General features: G+C 73.8%; 11 protein-coding genes. 6 read left to right on the forward strand and 5 right to left on the reverse strand.

Features of this window, described 5'->3' with window-relative positions; genetic code table 11:
- The first annotated feature begins 181 nt into the window (after positions 1 to 181).
- Both WA762_RS05065 and WA762_RS05070 read left to right on the forward strand, forming a co-directional pair.
- The gene (locus WA762_RS05065) at positions 182 to 1,585 is read left to right on the forward strand and encodes an NADP-dependent succinic semialdehyde dehydrogenase (RefSeq protein WP_335933231.1); all 1,404 of its coding nucleotides are present in this window, start codon (positions 182 to 184) and stop codon (positions 1,583 to 1,585) included.
- Between the two features lie 210 nt (positions 1,586 to 1,795).
- Entirely contained in the window at positions 1,796 to 4,183 is a 2,388-nt protein-coding gene (locus WA762_RS05070; RefSeq protein ID WP_335933232.1) for a phosphoketolase family protein, read from the forward strand.
- Positions 4,184 to 4,297: 114 nt separating this feature from the next.
- Here WA762_RS05070 and WA762_RS05075 read toward each other — a convergent pair whose 3' ends face one another.
- Together WA762_RS05075 and WA762_RS05080 are read right to left on the reverse strand one after the other, a co-directional pair.
- Positions 4,298 to 4,621: a plasmid stabilization protein gene (locus WA762_RS05075; protein WP_335933234.1), complete on the reverse strand. Its 324-nt coding sequence runs from the start codon at positions 4,619 to 4,621 to the stop codon at positions 4,298 to 4,300.
- A gap of 190 nt (positions 4,622 to 4,811) precedes the next feature.
- The gene (locus WA762_RS05080) at positions 4,812 to 5,633 is read right to left on the reverse strand and encodes an endonuclease I family protein (protein WP_335933235.1); all 822 of its coding nucleotides are present in this window, start codon (positions 5,631 to 5,633) and stop codon (positions 4,812 to 4,814) included.
- 264 nt (positions 5,634 to 5,897) lie between these two features.
- Between WA762_RS05080 and WA762_RS05085 the strand changes: the two genes are divergently transcribed.
- From WA762_RS05085 to WA762_RS05095, 3 genes are all read left to right on the forward strand, one after another.
- Positions 5,898 to 6,098, forward strand: coding sequence for a hypothetical protein (locus tag WA762_RS05085; RefSeq protein ID WP_335933236.1), 201 nt, complete (start codon positions 5,898 to 5,900; stop codon positions 6,096 to 6,098).
- Between the two features lie 128 nt (positions 6,099 to 6,226).
- Positions 6,227 to 7,393: a methyltransferase gene (locus tag WA762_RS05090; RefSeq protein WP_335933237.1), complete on the forward strand. Its 1,167-nt coding sequence runs from the start codon at positions 6,227 to 6,229 to the stop codon at positions 7,391 to 7,393.
- A gap of 103 nt (positions 7,394 to 7,496) precedes the next feature.
- Entirely contained in the window at positions 7,497 to 8,675 is a 1,179-nt protein-coding gene (locus tag WA762_RS05095; protein ID WP_335933238.1) for an acyl-CoA dehydrogenase family protein, read from the forward strand.
- 33 nt (positions 8,676 to 8,708) lie between these two features.
- Here the strand turns inward: WA762_RS05095 and WA762_RS05100 are convergent, their stop codons facing one another.
- From WA762_RS05100 to WA762_RS05110, 3 genes are all read right to left on the reverse strand, one after another.
- Complete coding sequence (locus WA762_RS05100) at positions 8,709 to 10,649, reverse strand: multicopper oxidase family protein (protein WP_335933240.1); 1,941 nt, start codon at positions 10,647 to 10,649, stop codon at positions 8,709 to 8,711.
- Positions 10,650 to 10,843: 194 nt separating this feature from the next.
- A complete protein-coding gene (locus WA762_RS05105) occupies positions 10,844 to 11,572 on the reverse strand; it encodes a helix-turn-helix domain-containing protein (protein ID WP_443080517.1) in 729 nt (242 codons plus the stop codon).
- Positions 11,573 to 11,858: 286 nt separating this feature from the next.
- On the reverse strand, positions 11,859 to 12,512 hold the full coding sequence (locus tag WA762_RS05110; RefSeq protein WP_335933243.1) for a CBS domain-containing protein: 654 nt from the start codon (positions 12,510 to 12,512) through the stop codon (positions 11,859 to 11,861).
- 484 nt (positions 12,513 to 12,996) lie between these two features.
- On the opposite strand from WA762_RS05110, the gene WA762_RS05115 reads away from it, so the two are divergent.
- Entirely contained in the window at positions 12,997 to 13,899 is a 903-nt protein-coding gene (locus WA762_RS05115) for a universal stress protein (RefSeq protein WP_335933245.1), read from the forward strand.
- The last annotated feature ends 105 nt before the right edge of the window (positions 13,900 to 14,004 follow it).

Consider the following 14,004-nt stretch of genomic DNA (forward strand, 5'->3'; position numbering starts at 1 on the left):
CCGGGCGGGCCGCGTGGGCGCCGGTCCGGCGCCCCGGGCGCGTCCTCGCGGCGCGGACGGCACGCCCGCCGCCGCGGACCCGGCCCGCGAAGGTCCGGCGCCCCGGCCCGGCGGGGCTCCGCGTTGCGGGACGGCGCGGGGCACGGCACGGTCGTAGTACCGAGGCAAGGAGAACACACCCATGCCCATCGCGACGGTCAACCCCGCGAACGGCGAGACGCTCAGGACGTTCGAACCCCTGGGGCCGGAGGAGATCGAGCGGAAGCTCGCCACCGCCCACGCCGCGTTCGGCCACTGGCGCACCAGCGACTTCGAACAGCGTTCCCAGCTGCTGGACATGGCCGCCGACCTCCTGGACCGGGACCGGGAGGACATCGCGCGCACCATGACCACCGAGATGGGCAAGCCCGTCGCGGCGGCCCGCGCGGAGGCCGCGAAGTGCGCCAAGGCGATGCGCTGGTACGCGCTGCGCGCCGAGGAACTCCTCGCCGACGAGCATCCCGCGCCGTCCGACGTGGCGGACTCCGGCGCCGCCCGGGCCTTCGTCCGCTACCGGCCGCTGGGCCCGGTCCTCGCCGTGATGCCGTGGAACTTCCCCCTCTGGCAGGTCGTGCGGTTCGCCGCCCCCGCGCTGATGGCCGGGAACGTCGGCCTGCTCAAGCACGCGTCCAACGTGCCGCAGACCGCCCTGTACCTGGAGGACCTGTTCTGCCGGGCCGGGTTCCCGGTGGGATGCTTCCAGACGCTGCTCGTGGGCTCCGGCGCGGTCGAGTCGATCCTGCGCGACCCCCGGGTGGCCGCCGCGACGCTCACCGGCAGCGAGCCGGCCGGGCGCTCGGTCGCGTCCATCGCCGGGGACGAGGTGAAGCGCACCGTCCTGGAACTGGGCGGCAGCGACCCGTTCCTCGTCCTGCCGTCGGCGGACGTGGCCGCGGCGGCGCGCACCGCCGTGACCGCCCGGGTGCAGAACAACGGCCAGTCCTGCATCGCGGCCAAGCGGTTCATCGTGCACGGCGAGGTCCACGATGAGTTCGCCGAACGGTTCACCGAAGGCATGCGCGGGCTGACCGTCGGCGATCCGATGCGGGACTCCACCGACGTCGGCCCCCTCTCCAGCGAGCGGGGCCGCGCCGACCTGGAGGAGCTGGTGGACGACGCGGTGCGCCGCGGCGCCCGCGTGCTGTGCGGCGGCGGCCGGCCCGAGGGCCTGGGACCCGAGCTGGAGAACGGCTGGTTCTACGCCCCCACCGTCCTCGCCGGCATCACCCCCGAGATGCGCGTCCACCGGGAGGAGACCTTCGGCCCCGTCGCCACCCTCTACCGCGTGGACTCGCTGGACGAGGCCGTGGCGCTCGCCAACGACAGCCCGTTCGGCCTCAGCTCCAACGTGTGGACCCGCGACGTCCACGAGGCCCACCGCTGCGTGCGGGACCTGGAGGCGGGCGGCGTCTTCTTCAACGGCATGACGGCCTCCCATCCCGCGCTGCCGTTCGGCGGCATGAAGCGCTCCGGCTACGGACGTGAGCTCGCCGGCCACGGCATCCGCGAATTCTGCAACGCGACCACGGTCTGGTACGGCCCCTAGTACTGCAACGGTGCTTGCCCGCCGGCGCGTGCGCCGGGACGCCCGTTCCGCCGCGGACCGCCGTCCGCGCCCCTGAGCGCCGGGCCCGCCCCGGGCGCCGTCCGCCCCCACCCGACTGCCGTACCGCCCGCCGTCCAGTTCGCCGCCGTCCCGCCCAGCGCCGTCCCGCCCACCGCCGTCCCGCCCAGTGCCGTCCCGCAGGAGAGAGCCATGAACAACGCCGCCCACCCGGCAGCGCCGCCCGGACCCTCCGACGAGGAGATCGCCGCACTCGACGCGCACTGGCGGGCCGCCAACTACCTCACGGTCGGCCAGATCTACCTCATGGCCAACCCGCTCCTGACCGAGCCGCTCGCCCCCGAGCACATCAAACCGCGCCTGCTCGGCCACTGGGGCACCTCGCCCGGCCTCAACCTGGTCCACACCCACCTCAACCGGGTCATCAAGTCCCGCGACGTCCAGGCGCTGTGCGTCTGGGGCCCCGGCCACGGCGGTCCCGCCGTGCTCGCCAACTCCTGGCTGGAGGGCAGCTACTCGGAGACGTACCCGGACGTCGGCCGGGACGCCGACGGAATGCGGCTGCTGTTCCGGCAGTTCTCCTTCCCCGGCGGGGTGCCCAGCCACGTGGCCCCCGAGACCCCCGGCTCCATCCACGAGGGCGGCGAGCTCGGCTACGCCCTCACCCACGCCTACGGCGCCGCCCTCGACCATCCGGACCTGCTCGTCGCCTGCGTCATCGGGGACGGCGAGGCCGAGACCGGCCCGCTCGCCGCGTCCTGGCACTCCAACAAGTTCCTCGACCCCGTGCACGACGGGGCCGTCCTCCCGGTCCTCCACCTCAACGGCTACAAGATCGCCAACCCGACGGTCCTCGCCCGTCTCCCCGAGACCGAGCTCGACGCCCTGCTGCGCGGATACGGGCACGACCCGCTCTACGTCGGCGGCGACGACCCGCTCACCGTGCACCGGGCGATGGCCGCCGCGATGGACCGGGCCGTCGACCGGGTCCGGGAGATCCAGACCGCGGCCCGCACCGCGGGCGTCGCCGAACGCCCGCACTGGCCGATGATCGTGCTGCGCACCCCCAAGGGCTGGACCGGCCCGGCCGAGGTCGACGGCGTGCCCGTCGAAGGGACCTGGCGCGCCCACCAGGTGCCGCTGCCCGGGGTCCGGGACGACCCCGGCCACCTGCGGCAGCTGGAGGCATGGATGCGCTCGTACCGGCCCGAGGAGCTCTTCGACGCGTCGGGCCGCCCCACCGCCCGGGTGCTGGACTGCGTGCCCCGCGGCGCCGCCCGGCTCGGGGCGACCCCGTACGCCAACGGCGGTCTGCTGCTGCGGGACCTGCCCATTCCGCCGCTGGAGGAGCACGCCGTCGCCGTCGACAAGCCCGGGACCGTGCTGCACGAACCGACCCGGGTGCTGGGCGGCCTCCTGGCGTCCGTCATGGCCGCGACCGCCGAACGCCGCGACTTCCGGCTGATGGGGCCCGACGAGACGGCCTCGAACCGGCTCGAAGCCGTCTACGGGGCCACCGCCAAGGCCTGGCAGGAGCGGATCCTGCCGACCGACGAACACCTCGCGCACGACGGCCGCGTCATGGAGGTGCTCTCGGAACACCTCTGCCAGGGCTGGCTGGAGGGATACCTCCTCACCGGACGGCACGGACTGTTCTCCTGCTACGAGGCGTTCGCCCACATCGTCGACTCGATGGTCAGCCAGCACGTCAAATGGCTCAGGACCGCCCGCAGGCTGCCCTGGCGCCGCCCCGTCGCCTCCCTCAACTACCTGCTGACCTCGCACGTCTGGCGCCAGGACCACAACGGCTTCTCCCACCAGGACCCCGGCTTCGTCGACCACGTCCTCAACAAGAGCCCCGAAGTCGTCCGCGTCTACCTGCCGCCGGACGCCAACACCCTGCTCTCCGTCGCCGACCACGCCCTGCGCAGCCGCGACTACGTCAATGTGATCGTCGCGGGCAAGCAGCCGAGCTTCGACTGGCTCACCCTGGACGAGGCCCGGGTGCACTGCGCCCGGGGAGCCGGGATCTGGGACTGGGCGGGCACCGAGGACGGCACCCGCCCGCCGGACGTCGTGCTGGCCTGCGCAGGCGACGTGCCCACGCTGGAGACGCTGGCCGCCGCCGACCTCCTCCGCCGGCGTCTGCCGGACCTGGCCGTGCGGGTGGTCAACGTGGTCGACATGACCCGGCTGCTGCCCCGCGAGGCGCATCCGCACGGAATGCCGGACCCGGAGTACGACGCGGTGTTCACCACGGACACCCCGGTCATCTTCGCCTACCACGGCTATCCGTGGCTCGTCCACCGGCTGGCCTACCGGCGGACCGGGCACCCCCATCTGCACGTGCGGGGCTACAAGGAGGAGGGCACCACCACCACGCCGTTCGACATGGCGGTCCGCAACGACCTGGACCGCTTCCGGCTGGTGATGGACGTGATCGACCGGGTGCCCGGACTCGGCGTCCGGGCCGTCGCGGTGCGCCAGGCGATGGCGGACGCGCGTACCCGCCACCACGCCTGGGTGCGCGAGCACGGAACGGACCTGCCCGAGGTGGCCGACTGGACCTGGGGCGGCTGACCCCGGCGCGCCGTACGGCCCCCGGTGACGACGCACCGGGGGCCGTACGACGGTGACGGAGGCGAGGGGCGGGCGAGCCGGGCGGGTGACGCGGACCCGGCGGCCGGGCGCGACTCAGCGGCCGAGTGCCCGGGCCAGCTCGTCCTTGGTCATCTGCGAACGCCCGTGGACGTTCTTCTTCTTCGCCTCTTCGTAGAGCTGGTCGCGCGTGGGCCCCGCCGCCCCGCTGCGGGAGCGCAGTCCGCCCCGCCGCGACGAGGAGATGTCCTCCAGGGAGGTGCGGCTCGCGGTCTTCGACTCGCCCGCGCGGGCACGCGCCTTGTTGACCGTACGGGCCGCGATCTCCTCCGCCCGGTCCTCGCCGACGCCGCGCTCCTGGGCGCTCTCCTTGATGTGCTCGTACTGCCGTTCCCGTCTGGCGTTCGATCCGCGTGGCATGGTGCGTCTCTCCTCTCCGCGGGGGACCAGCTCCCCGGGGCTTCTCGCGCCCTGCGGGGTCCTCTCCAGTGTCCCAGCGGTCCCGTGGGCCCGCACGCCTGACGGGGGCCGTGCGGCTGACGGGGCGCGGCCGCCGACGGGGCGCCCGGTGCGGGCGGACGCCGGCGGCCGCGGATCCGGCGGCCGCGTCCTACCAGATGGAGTCGACCCACTCGGGGTGGTCGATGAACGGGTTCCGGTTGTGCTGGTACTGGTCGTATATGACGTCGTTGCGCCGCTTCTCGAAGGCGTCCGGCGGGTCCTGCTCGGCCCACGCCTTCAGGACGGACAGACGGCCGATGTTCGGCGCCGAGCCGTTGGAAACCCGCTCGTTGGGTTCGAGGTCGGGGAAGCCGTCGCCGCCCTCGTAGCGCACCGCCATGTAGAGGATCATGCGGGCCACGTCGCCCTTGGCGGCGTCGCGCGGCTCGAAGGAGTCGCTGTCCGTGTAGCTGCCCGGAGCCCCGCTGACCGGGCTGCCGCCGTTGTCGAAGTCCTTGTTGCCACGGATGGAGTTGACCTGGACGTCCTCGGCCCGCAGGTGGTGGACGTCGGTGCCGGGGCCGGTGGCGGTGCCGAAGTCGCCGTGCGACTTGGCCCAGACGTGCTCGCGGTTCCACTGGCCCACCGAGCCGCCGTTGTTGTTCTTGGGCACCGAGCGGCCCGAGTAGACGAGAAGCACGTTGGAGGAGTTGGCGGGATCCTGGTCCGTGTTCTTGAGCGCGTCCCAGACCTGGCTGTAGGAGATCTTGGACTGCTTGCTGATGATCGTGTGCAGGGCGCTCTTGAGAGTGGGGCCTGACTTGCCGATCGCGTCCCGGTAGTACGTGTCGTCGAGGGTCTGGAGGGTGGTCGCGGCGGGGGCGGTCCGGGCGGTGGCGGCCGGCGCGGCGGCCGCGGTGCCGGCGAGCACCGCGAACGCGGCGAACGCCGCCAGCAGCGGACGCCGGCGGCGAAGCGGAAGACGGGGCATGTGGGGGCTGGTCCTCTCCGGGCATACGAGCGCCGCGGCACCGGCCATGGGGTGGGGATCGGCGCCGCGACGGTCGTGCGGTGGGTGGTCAGCGGGAGCCTTCCACACGCACCGTGACCCGGGTGTGAACGCTGTGTACCTATCATGTGCAGGTCAAGTGAGTGATCGTCCGCGGGCCGTTCCCGCCGCCCGGGCGGGCGTCGCGGCATCGGATGCGGGGGGCCGGGCGCGGCGTGAGAATGACGGAAAGGACGAGGAGGCGGCATGAGCGACGAGCCCGAATCCACATCCGCGACGCGGGGCCCGACCCCCGACACCCTCTTGCACACGGGAGGCAGCGACGATCCGTCCGCAGAGGACCTGGTGCTCGCCTCAGGGCGGGACCTGACCCCGGAGAACCTCCGGTGGGCCGAGCGAAGGCTCGCCGAGGAGGGCCGCTCGGCGATCGACAAGGCCCTGCCGTAGCGAAGGCGGCCGTACCGGGGGTGGCGGGTCCCGGAGAAGCCGCGGGCGCCCTCGGAGAACAGGACCCGGCGGCCGGTCGCGGGGAGCGTGCGGACGCCCCCCCGCGGCTCGGCTAGCCTGGGTGCACGATGAACCGTTTGACGACGTCAGGGGCCGCGTACGAGCTGGCCCGCTTCCCCGAGCACCCGCGCGACCCGTTCCGCGCCTGGGACGCCGCCGACGAATACCTGCTGCGGCGGCTGGCGGGGGAGGACGGGGCGGAACCGGCCGATCTTTCGGGCGACGTGGTCGTGGTGGGCGACCGCTGGGGCGCCCTGTCCACCGCCCTCGCCGGACGCGGGGCCGGCCGTGTCACCCAGATCACCGACTCCTGCCTGGCGCAGCGGGCCACCCGGGCCAACCTGGAGCGCAACGGCCTCGGCGCGGACGCCGTGCGCCTGCTGTCGACCAGGGACGCGCCGCCCGACCGCGTCGACGTCCTGCTGGTGCGTGTCCCGAAGAGCCTCGCGCTCCTGGAGGACCAGCTGCACCGGCTCGCCCCGGCCGTGCACGCCGGCACCGTCGTCATCGGCGCCGGCATGGTCAAGGAGATCCACACCTCCACCCTCGGGCTCTTCGAGCGGATCCTCGGCCCGACCCGCACCTCCCTGGCGGTCCGCAAGGCCCGGCTCGTCCTGTGCGCCCCCGACCCGGCGAGAGCCCGTACGCCCAGCCCCTGGCCGTACCGGTACGAGCTGCCCCAGGGCATCGGCCCGGTCTCCGGGCGGACGGTCACCAACCACGCCGGGGTCTTCTGCGCCGACCGCCTCGACATCGGCACCCGCTTCTTCCTCGGCCACCTCCCGGCGCGCAGCGGACCCGACCGGGTCGTCGACCTCGGCTGCGGCAACGGCGTCGTCGGGCTGTCCGCCGCGCTCGCCAACCCCGAGGCGACGGTCACGTTCATCGACGAGTCCTACCAGGCGGTCGCCTCCGCCGAGGAGACCTTCCGGGCCAACGCCGGGCCGGGAGCCGAAGCCGCCTTCGTGGTCGGCGACGGGCTGTCGGACATGCCGCCCGGCAGTGTGGACCTGGTGCTCAACAACCCGCCGTTCCACTCCCACCAGGCCACCACCGACGCCACGGCCCGCGCCATGTTCCGGGGCGCCCGCGCCGCGCTGCGGCCCGGCGGGGAGCTGTGGGTGGTCGGCAACCGGCACCTCGGCCACCACATCCGGCTGCGCCGCCTCTTCGGCGACTGCGACACCGTCGCGGGCAACCCGAAGTTCGTCGTCCTGCGCGCCGTCAAGCGCTGACCGCCGACGGAGACCGTCGCGGCCCTTCCGGATTCCTGCAACGCGTTCTACTCTGTGCGCCGCCGCACACGAGCGACGCGACCGCGAGACTCCCGGAGGGGCCGTGCACCTCGAATACACGCCTGAACAGCAGCAGTTACGCGCGGAACTGCGCGCCTACTTCGCCACGCTGGTCCCGGGCGACGCCTCCGTCCGGTACGCCGACACCGCCGCGCAGAAGATGTTCTATCGCGAGACGATCCGACGGCTGGGCGCCGACGGCTGGCTCGGCGTCGGCTGGCCCCGGGAGTACGGAGGCCGCGGCCTGACCCCGGTCGAACAGTTCGTCTTCTTCGACGAGGCGGCCCAGGCGGGCGTGCCGCTGCCGCTGATGGCCCTCAACACCGTCGGCCCGACGCTCATGCGGTTCGGCACCGACGAGCAGAAGACGTACTTCCTGCCGAAGATCCTCGCCGGGGAGATCGACTTCGCCATCGGCTACAGCGAACCCGACGCGGGCACCGACCTCGCCGCGCTCAGGACCCGGGCCGTCCGCGACGGCGACGCCTATGTCGTCAACGGGCAGAAGATCTGGACCACCAACGGCGACACCGCGGACTGGGTGTGGCTCGCCGTCCGCACCGACCCGGACGCGCCCCCGCACAAGGGCATCACCATGCTGCTGGTCCCGACCTCGGCCCCCGGCTACTCCTGCACCGTGATCAACACCCTCGCCTCCCACGACACCACCGCCGGCTACTACGAGGACGTCCGCGTCCCCGTCTCCCACCGCGTCGGCGAGGAGAACCAGGGCTGGCGCCTGATCACCAATCAGCTCAACCACGAGCGCGTCACCCTCGCCGCCCACGGCACCATGGCGATCCGCGCCCTCCACGACGTCCAGCGCTGGGCCTCGGAGACGCGGCTCGCCGACGGCCGCCGCGTCATCGACCTCGGCTGGGTCCGCGGCCTGCTCGCCCGCACCCACACCAGGCTCGACGCCATGAAACTGCTCAACTGGCGGATGGTGTCCGCCCTCCAGGACGGGACCCTCACCCCGCAGGACGCCTCCGCCGTCAAGGTCTACGGCTCCGAGGCCCGCCGCGACGCCTACGCCTGGCTGATGGAGGCCGTGGGCTCGGCGGCCCCCCTCAAGGAGGGCTCCGCGGGCGCGGTGCTGCACGGCGAACTCGAACGCGGCTACCGGTCCGCCGTCGTCTTCACCTTCGGCGGCGGCAACAACGAGATCCAGCGCGAGATCATCTCCTGGATCGGCCTGGGGATGCCCCGCGTACGACGGTGAACGCGCGGGCGCGGGGACGCGGCGGGGGTCGCCTCATCCGACGGTGAAGGGGCGCATCATCTCGTTGTCCTCGTGTTCCAGCATGTGACAGTGCCAGACGTACCGGCCCGGCCGGTCGAACGTCGCCTTCAGCCTCGTCACGCCCCCGGGGTAGACGACCGCCGTGTCCTTGAACCCGTGCTCCCACGGTTCGGGCGGTCGCGCGGGGTGGCCGTTCCGCCGCCGGTCGACGATCTGGAACTGGACCTCGTGGACATGGATCGGGTGGGCGTCCGCCGTGAAGTTGTGCATCTCCCAGATCTCGGTCGCGCCCAGGGCCGGATTCTCCGTGACGGGGTCGTCCCAGTGCATCGGCACCGCGGCGCCGTGCCGGTCCACGGTGCCGAGCAGCATCTGGCGCGAGGCCACGTGCGGGAGGGAGGCGGACGCCTGCTCGGTGAGGGCGAGCCGCCGGACGCGGCCGGCCGCGCCCAGCGGCGCGAACGACGGCAGCGACAGCCGGGAGGGCGGCACGGTCGTGTCCGGCGCCGTGAGCGCCCCGACCGCGAACTTCATGACCTGCCCGGTGGTGGCCGGGTCGGCGGGGGAGAAGTCCGTCCCGGCCTTCCCGCCCCGGAACGCCTTGTCGGGCCCCTCGTTGATGAGATACAGCTCGGTCCCGGCCGGGAGCGAGGCGAAGTCGACGATCACGTCCGCTCGTTCGGCGGGGGCGATGAGCAACTGCTCCAGCTGGACCGGCGAGGGGAGGAAGCCGCCCTCGCTGCCGATCTGCCAGAAGGGGAGAGCGGCTTGCGCGGGCCGGTGGGCGAGCGGACGGGCGACGATCTTCAGGATCAGGTACCGCGCATTGCATCCGTTGAGGAACCGGAAGCGGTAGCGGCGCGGCTCGACGCGGAGGAACGGCCAGGTCCTCCCGTTGGTCACCATGGCGCCGCCGAAGAACTCGGGTCCCCAGATCGGGGACATGTCGCTGCCCGGGACGTAGGGGCCCTCGAACCCGTCGTAGGCGGCGCGCCCCGCCGGGTAGTGGAGGCTGCCGTCGACGTGGAACGAGCGGTCCTGGACGACGACGGGTATCTCGTAGTACCTCCGGCCGGGCGGATCGCCGGGCCGGGGCGCGGGGCCGGGCAGCACCCCCTCGGGGAGGTCCGCGCCGCCGCCCCGCAGCAGATAGAACCCGGCCAGTCCGGCGTAGACGTTCAGGCGCGTGACGCCCAGGGCGTGGTCGTGGAACCAGAAGGTCGAGGCCCGTTCCCCGTTGGCGTACTGGAACACGGCGTCCCCCCGGTTCCAGACCTCGCCGAAACGGGCTTCGGACATGCCCTTGAACTCCTCGTAGAAGGAGCCGGTCCGGGCGAATCCCGCGGGAAGGTCGACGGCGTCGGGCAGATACCACGCCTCGGTGTGGCCGTCGCTCTCCTCCGTGCTCCGCCCGCCGTGCAGATGGGTCACGATCGGCACCGGGCCCGTGTACGGACCGGGGGTCGAGCGGAACGAGGGACGCGAGTCCCGGCCCCGGACCCCGCCCGGAGGGTTCGCCCAGTGCAGGGTGGGGTCGACCGGCAGCAGATGCGGCAGGTACTTGCCCCGTTCGTCCCGCAACTGGTTCTTCCACCGCACCCGTACCGGCGTTCCGGACCGGGCCTCGATGGTGAACGCGGGGGAGTGGAAGGTGCCCGGATGACGGGTGGAGCCGTAGCCCCACACAGTGGTCGCGGGCAGGCCGGGCGGCAGCACCTGCTGCCAGAACTGCCGGACGCCGATGGTGTAGTGGTCGACCGCGGCCCCGGCCGCGCCGTGATCCGGCGGCATGGCCGGCGGGACGACGAGAGGCGCCACGTACTTGTCGACCTTTCGCGGATCGAGAACGCTCCTCCCGGTCGACGCCCACAACCGGGAAGCGGCGGCGCCGACCGGGAGGAGCGCGGCCGCTCCACCGACCGCTGCCTGAACGACACGACGTCTCGTCACCATGCGCATCTCCGGTGCTCGTCGGACGGGGTACGGCGCCGGCGCCCTGTCGGCCCGGCTCGGTGGTCTCCCCGGCCCACCGCGTACCGTGCGCCATCAGCCTGCCCCGGATGGGGCGACTCCGCGTCGCTGGACTGCTCCGGTGGCGTGGTCTGCCGCGGTCGTACCGCCGTGTGCCCGACGCCCCGGGTCCCGGTTCAGCGCCGCGCGTGCGGGGCGCCGCCGCCCGCGTGGGAGGCGTGCGTCTCCAGGACGTGGATGCGGCGTCCGGTGACGCGCTCGGGGGTGATCGTCAGCCATACGTTCCGCGGGCCGCCGGCCCACGGCGTGGTGCGGGCCAGGGCGTCCAGCCTCCGCACTGCCTCGGGGTCGTCGACGGCCGTCGCCGTGCCGACGACGAGCACGCTCCATCCCTGACTCAGGGCCTCGTCGATGTGATCCACCTCGAAGGCGACCGACCGGCCGGCGGCGGCGGTGGGGACCGAGTCATGGGCGCTCCGGTAGGCGATCCGGTCGCCGTCCACGAGGTAGTTGACCGGAAGGATGGAGGGCCCCTCGTCCGTGGTCACACCGATCCGGCCCACCCCGTGCGACGACAGCAGCCGGTGACACTCCCGGGGGTCGAGTTCGAGCAGCCGCGTGTGATAGCCGGCGCGGCCCAGACCGGGCGGCAGCTCCGCGGTGCACCCGGTCAGCTCGGCCACCGTGGTCTCCAGCGCCTCGGCCAGCCGCAGCAGGAACCCGATGCCGGGCGTCGACTGCTGCTCCTCGACGTACTGGAGGTAACCCGGCGCCGAGCCGGCCCGTTCGGCCACCTCCTCGCGGCTCAGTCCGAGCTCTTCCCGGCGCAGCGCCGCCCGGCGGCCCAGCTCGCCCGCCGGAGCCCGGCCCGGCCTGCCGTCCGGCGAATGACTCACTCCACGCATCATGGCGCACACGTCCTTAGGTGGGATCCGTCATGGGGGATCCGCCCGCTCCTCAGGGGCTCCGGTTCCGTTTCCTCGCCGGCTTCCGGTCCGCCGGTGGGCCCGCCGTCGCGGCCGCCCCCTTCCCGGGCTCAGCCGTCGCCAGGTCGTCCCTGGTTCCAGGGTGTGCCACCGGGACGTGCGGCGCACGGGCCCGCCGGGCCCCTCCCCGCGTTCACCTCGTCCCGCGCCGCCGGCCCGGGCCGCCGGAGGCCCGGGCGCGTACGGGAAACGCCGTGCCCCGGGCTCAGACGGAGGGGGTTCCTCCGAGCCGGCAGTCCACGTCGACCACACCCTCCACCGACTGGGCCAGGCGCGCCGCGACGGGGATCAGGGAGGTGTCGTGGATGCGCCCGGAGAGGGTGACCACACCCTGGGCGACGTCGACCGTCACCGAGCCGCGCGCGGCCGGGAACAGCCGGTCGACGACCTCGCGGCGCACCTCGTCGGCGAGGTCGTCGTCGGACCGCAGGAAGACCCTGAGGAGATCGGCGCGGCTGACGATGCCCTCCAGCCGGCCGCCGTCGTCCACCACCGGGAGGCGTTTCACACACCGCTCGGCCATGAGACGGGCGGCCTGAGCGAGCGGCACGTCGGCCCGCACCGTCACCGCCGGGCTCGTCATCAGGTCCCCGGCCCGGACCGAGCCCGCCCGGGCGGTGTCGCCCAGACGCTCCATCTGCTCGATCAGACCGATCCGGCGTCCGTGGAACTCCTCCTTCAGCAGCAGATCGGCCTCGGAGACGACGCCGAGGAGGCGGTTCGTGCCGTCGACCACCGGCAGCGCGGTGACCTTCGACCGCTCCATCGCCGTGACGATCGTCTTGAATTCCGTGTCGGGGGCGGCGGTGACGACGGTCTTGGTCATCACGTCCTGGACGGTGTACCGGACGGAGGTCATGTCACTTCCTCGGTGCGTGTGCGCGACCGGCGGACCGGTCGGGGCGAGGCCGGCGCCGCGGGCCGCGCGGGCCGCGGCGCCGGCCATGGGGACATCGTGCTCACCCTCGCACCCCCGTGCCACCGGTACCAGGGGCCGACCGGACCCGGTCGGGGGCCGGTCCGCCCGGGCGCGTCGGGTGCGGGGCCACGGCGCGCGCCCGTCCCGCCCGGGCCCGAGAATGAAGAAGCCGGACGAAGCACGGCGCCCGGCGGGCCCCGCGAAGGCGGCCGGAGGCCGTGCGGAAACCCCTCGGCGTTCTCCGGGGCGTCCGGCGCGCACACGCCCCGCACACCCCGCAGACGCCGGCGGGGCGGCGCGGACGACCACCCGACCGGCCCCCGCCCGGCGAGCGGCTCCCGCGGGCCCGCGACGCCCGGGGCCGGCACACCGAACACCCCACCGACCGGCGCGCCCCGGCGGCGCCACCCGGCGAGGAGAAACCATGGAAGGCACCACAGGCCGTCCCGTACTGGGCTCCGTCGTGGTCGGCGTCGACGGCTCCGCACCGGCCCGCCGGGCGGTGCTGTGGGCGGCCGACGAGGCGGTCCGCCGTGACACCCTGCTGCACATCGTGTACGCGGCGGACACGGACGGGCGCAGTCTCTACCTCCCGGCGGACGGCATCGAGCGGGTGCGCCTCGCGGGGCGCGAACTGCTGCGGGAGACCGTCGCCCTGGTCGCGGAGCGCTTCCCCGGTCTGCGCGTCACCACGGAACTCGGCCGCGGCGCCCCCGTGCCCAGCCTCCAGCGGACCGCCGGGCTGCGCGGCACCGTCGTGGTCGGCAGCCGGGGCCTGGGCGGGTTCGCCTACCTCATGCTCGGATCCGTCGGGCTGAGGACCGCCGCGGGCGCCACGACCCCCGTCGTGGTGGTCAGGGGCGCGGACGACGCGCCGGCCACCGGAACCGTGCTGGCGGCGGTCCGCGACGAGCACGACGCCGCCTGCGTCCGGTACGCGGCGTGCGAGGCGGAGATCCGCGGGGCGTCGCTGCGGCTGCTGCACGTGTGGAACGTCTTCGGAGCCGCCGGGACCGCCGCGCCGATGCTCGACACGGTCGACACCGTCGTGGCCGAGCGCGTCCGGCGTCTGAACGCTCTCACGGACCGGATCCGCGACGAGTTCCCGGCGCTGGACGTCCGGACGGACACGGAGAAGAGCCTGAACGCGGCCGGGGTCCTGGTGGAGGCGTCACGCCACGCCGATCTGCTGGTGATGGGCGGACGGCGGTCACCCGGCTACATCGGCCCCACCCTCGGCCGGGTCACCCACAGCCTCGTGCACCACGCGCACTGCCCGGTGCAGCTCATTCCCCGGCGGCCCGCCGGGCGCGACGACGCGGAGTGACGGGACCGCCGCGCGGAGTGCCCGGCGCGGTGCCCGGCACGGCGTACGCGCCCTGCACGAGGGCCGCGGCCGGAGCCGGTCGGTCACCGGTCGGTGAGGGCGTCC

It is taken from the genome of Streptomyces tyrfis, from assembly GCF_037034285.1.
Taxonomy (GTDB): domain Bacteria; phylum Actinomycetota; class Actinomycetes; order Streptomycetales; family Streptomycetaceae; genus Streptomyces.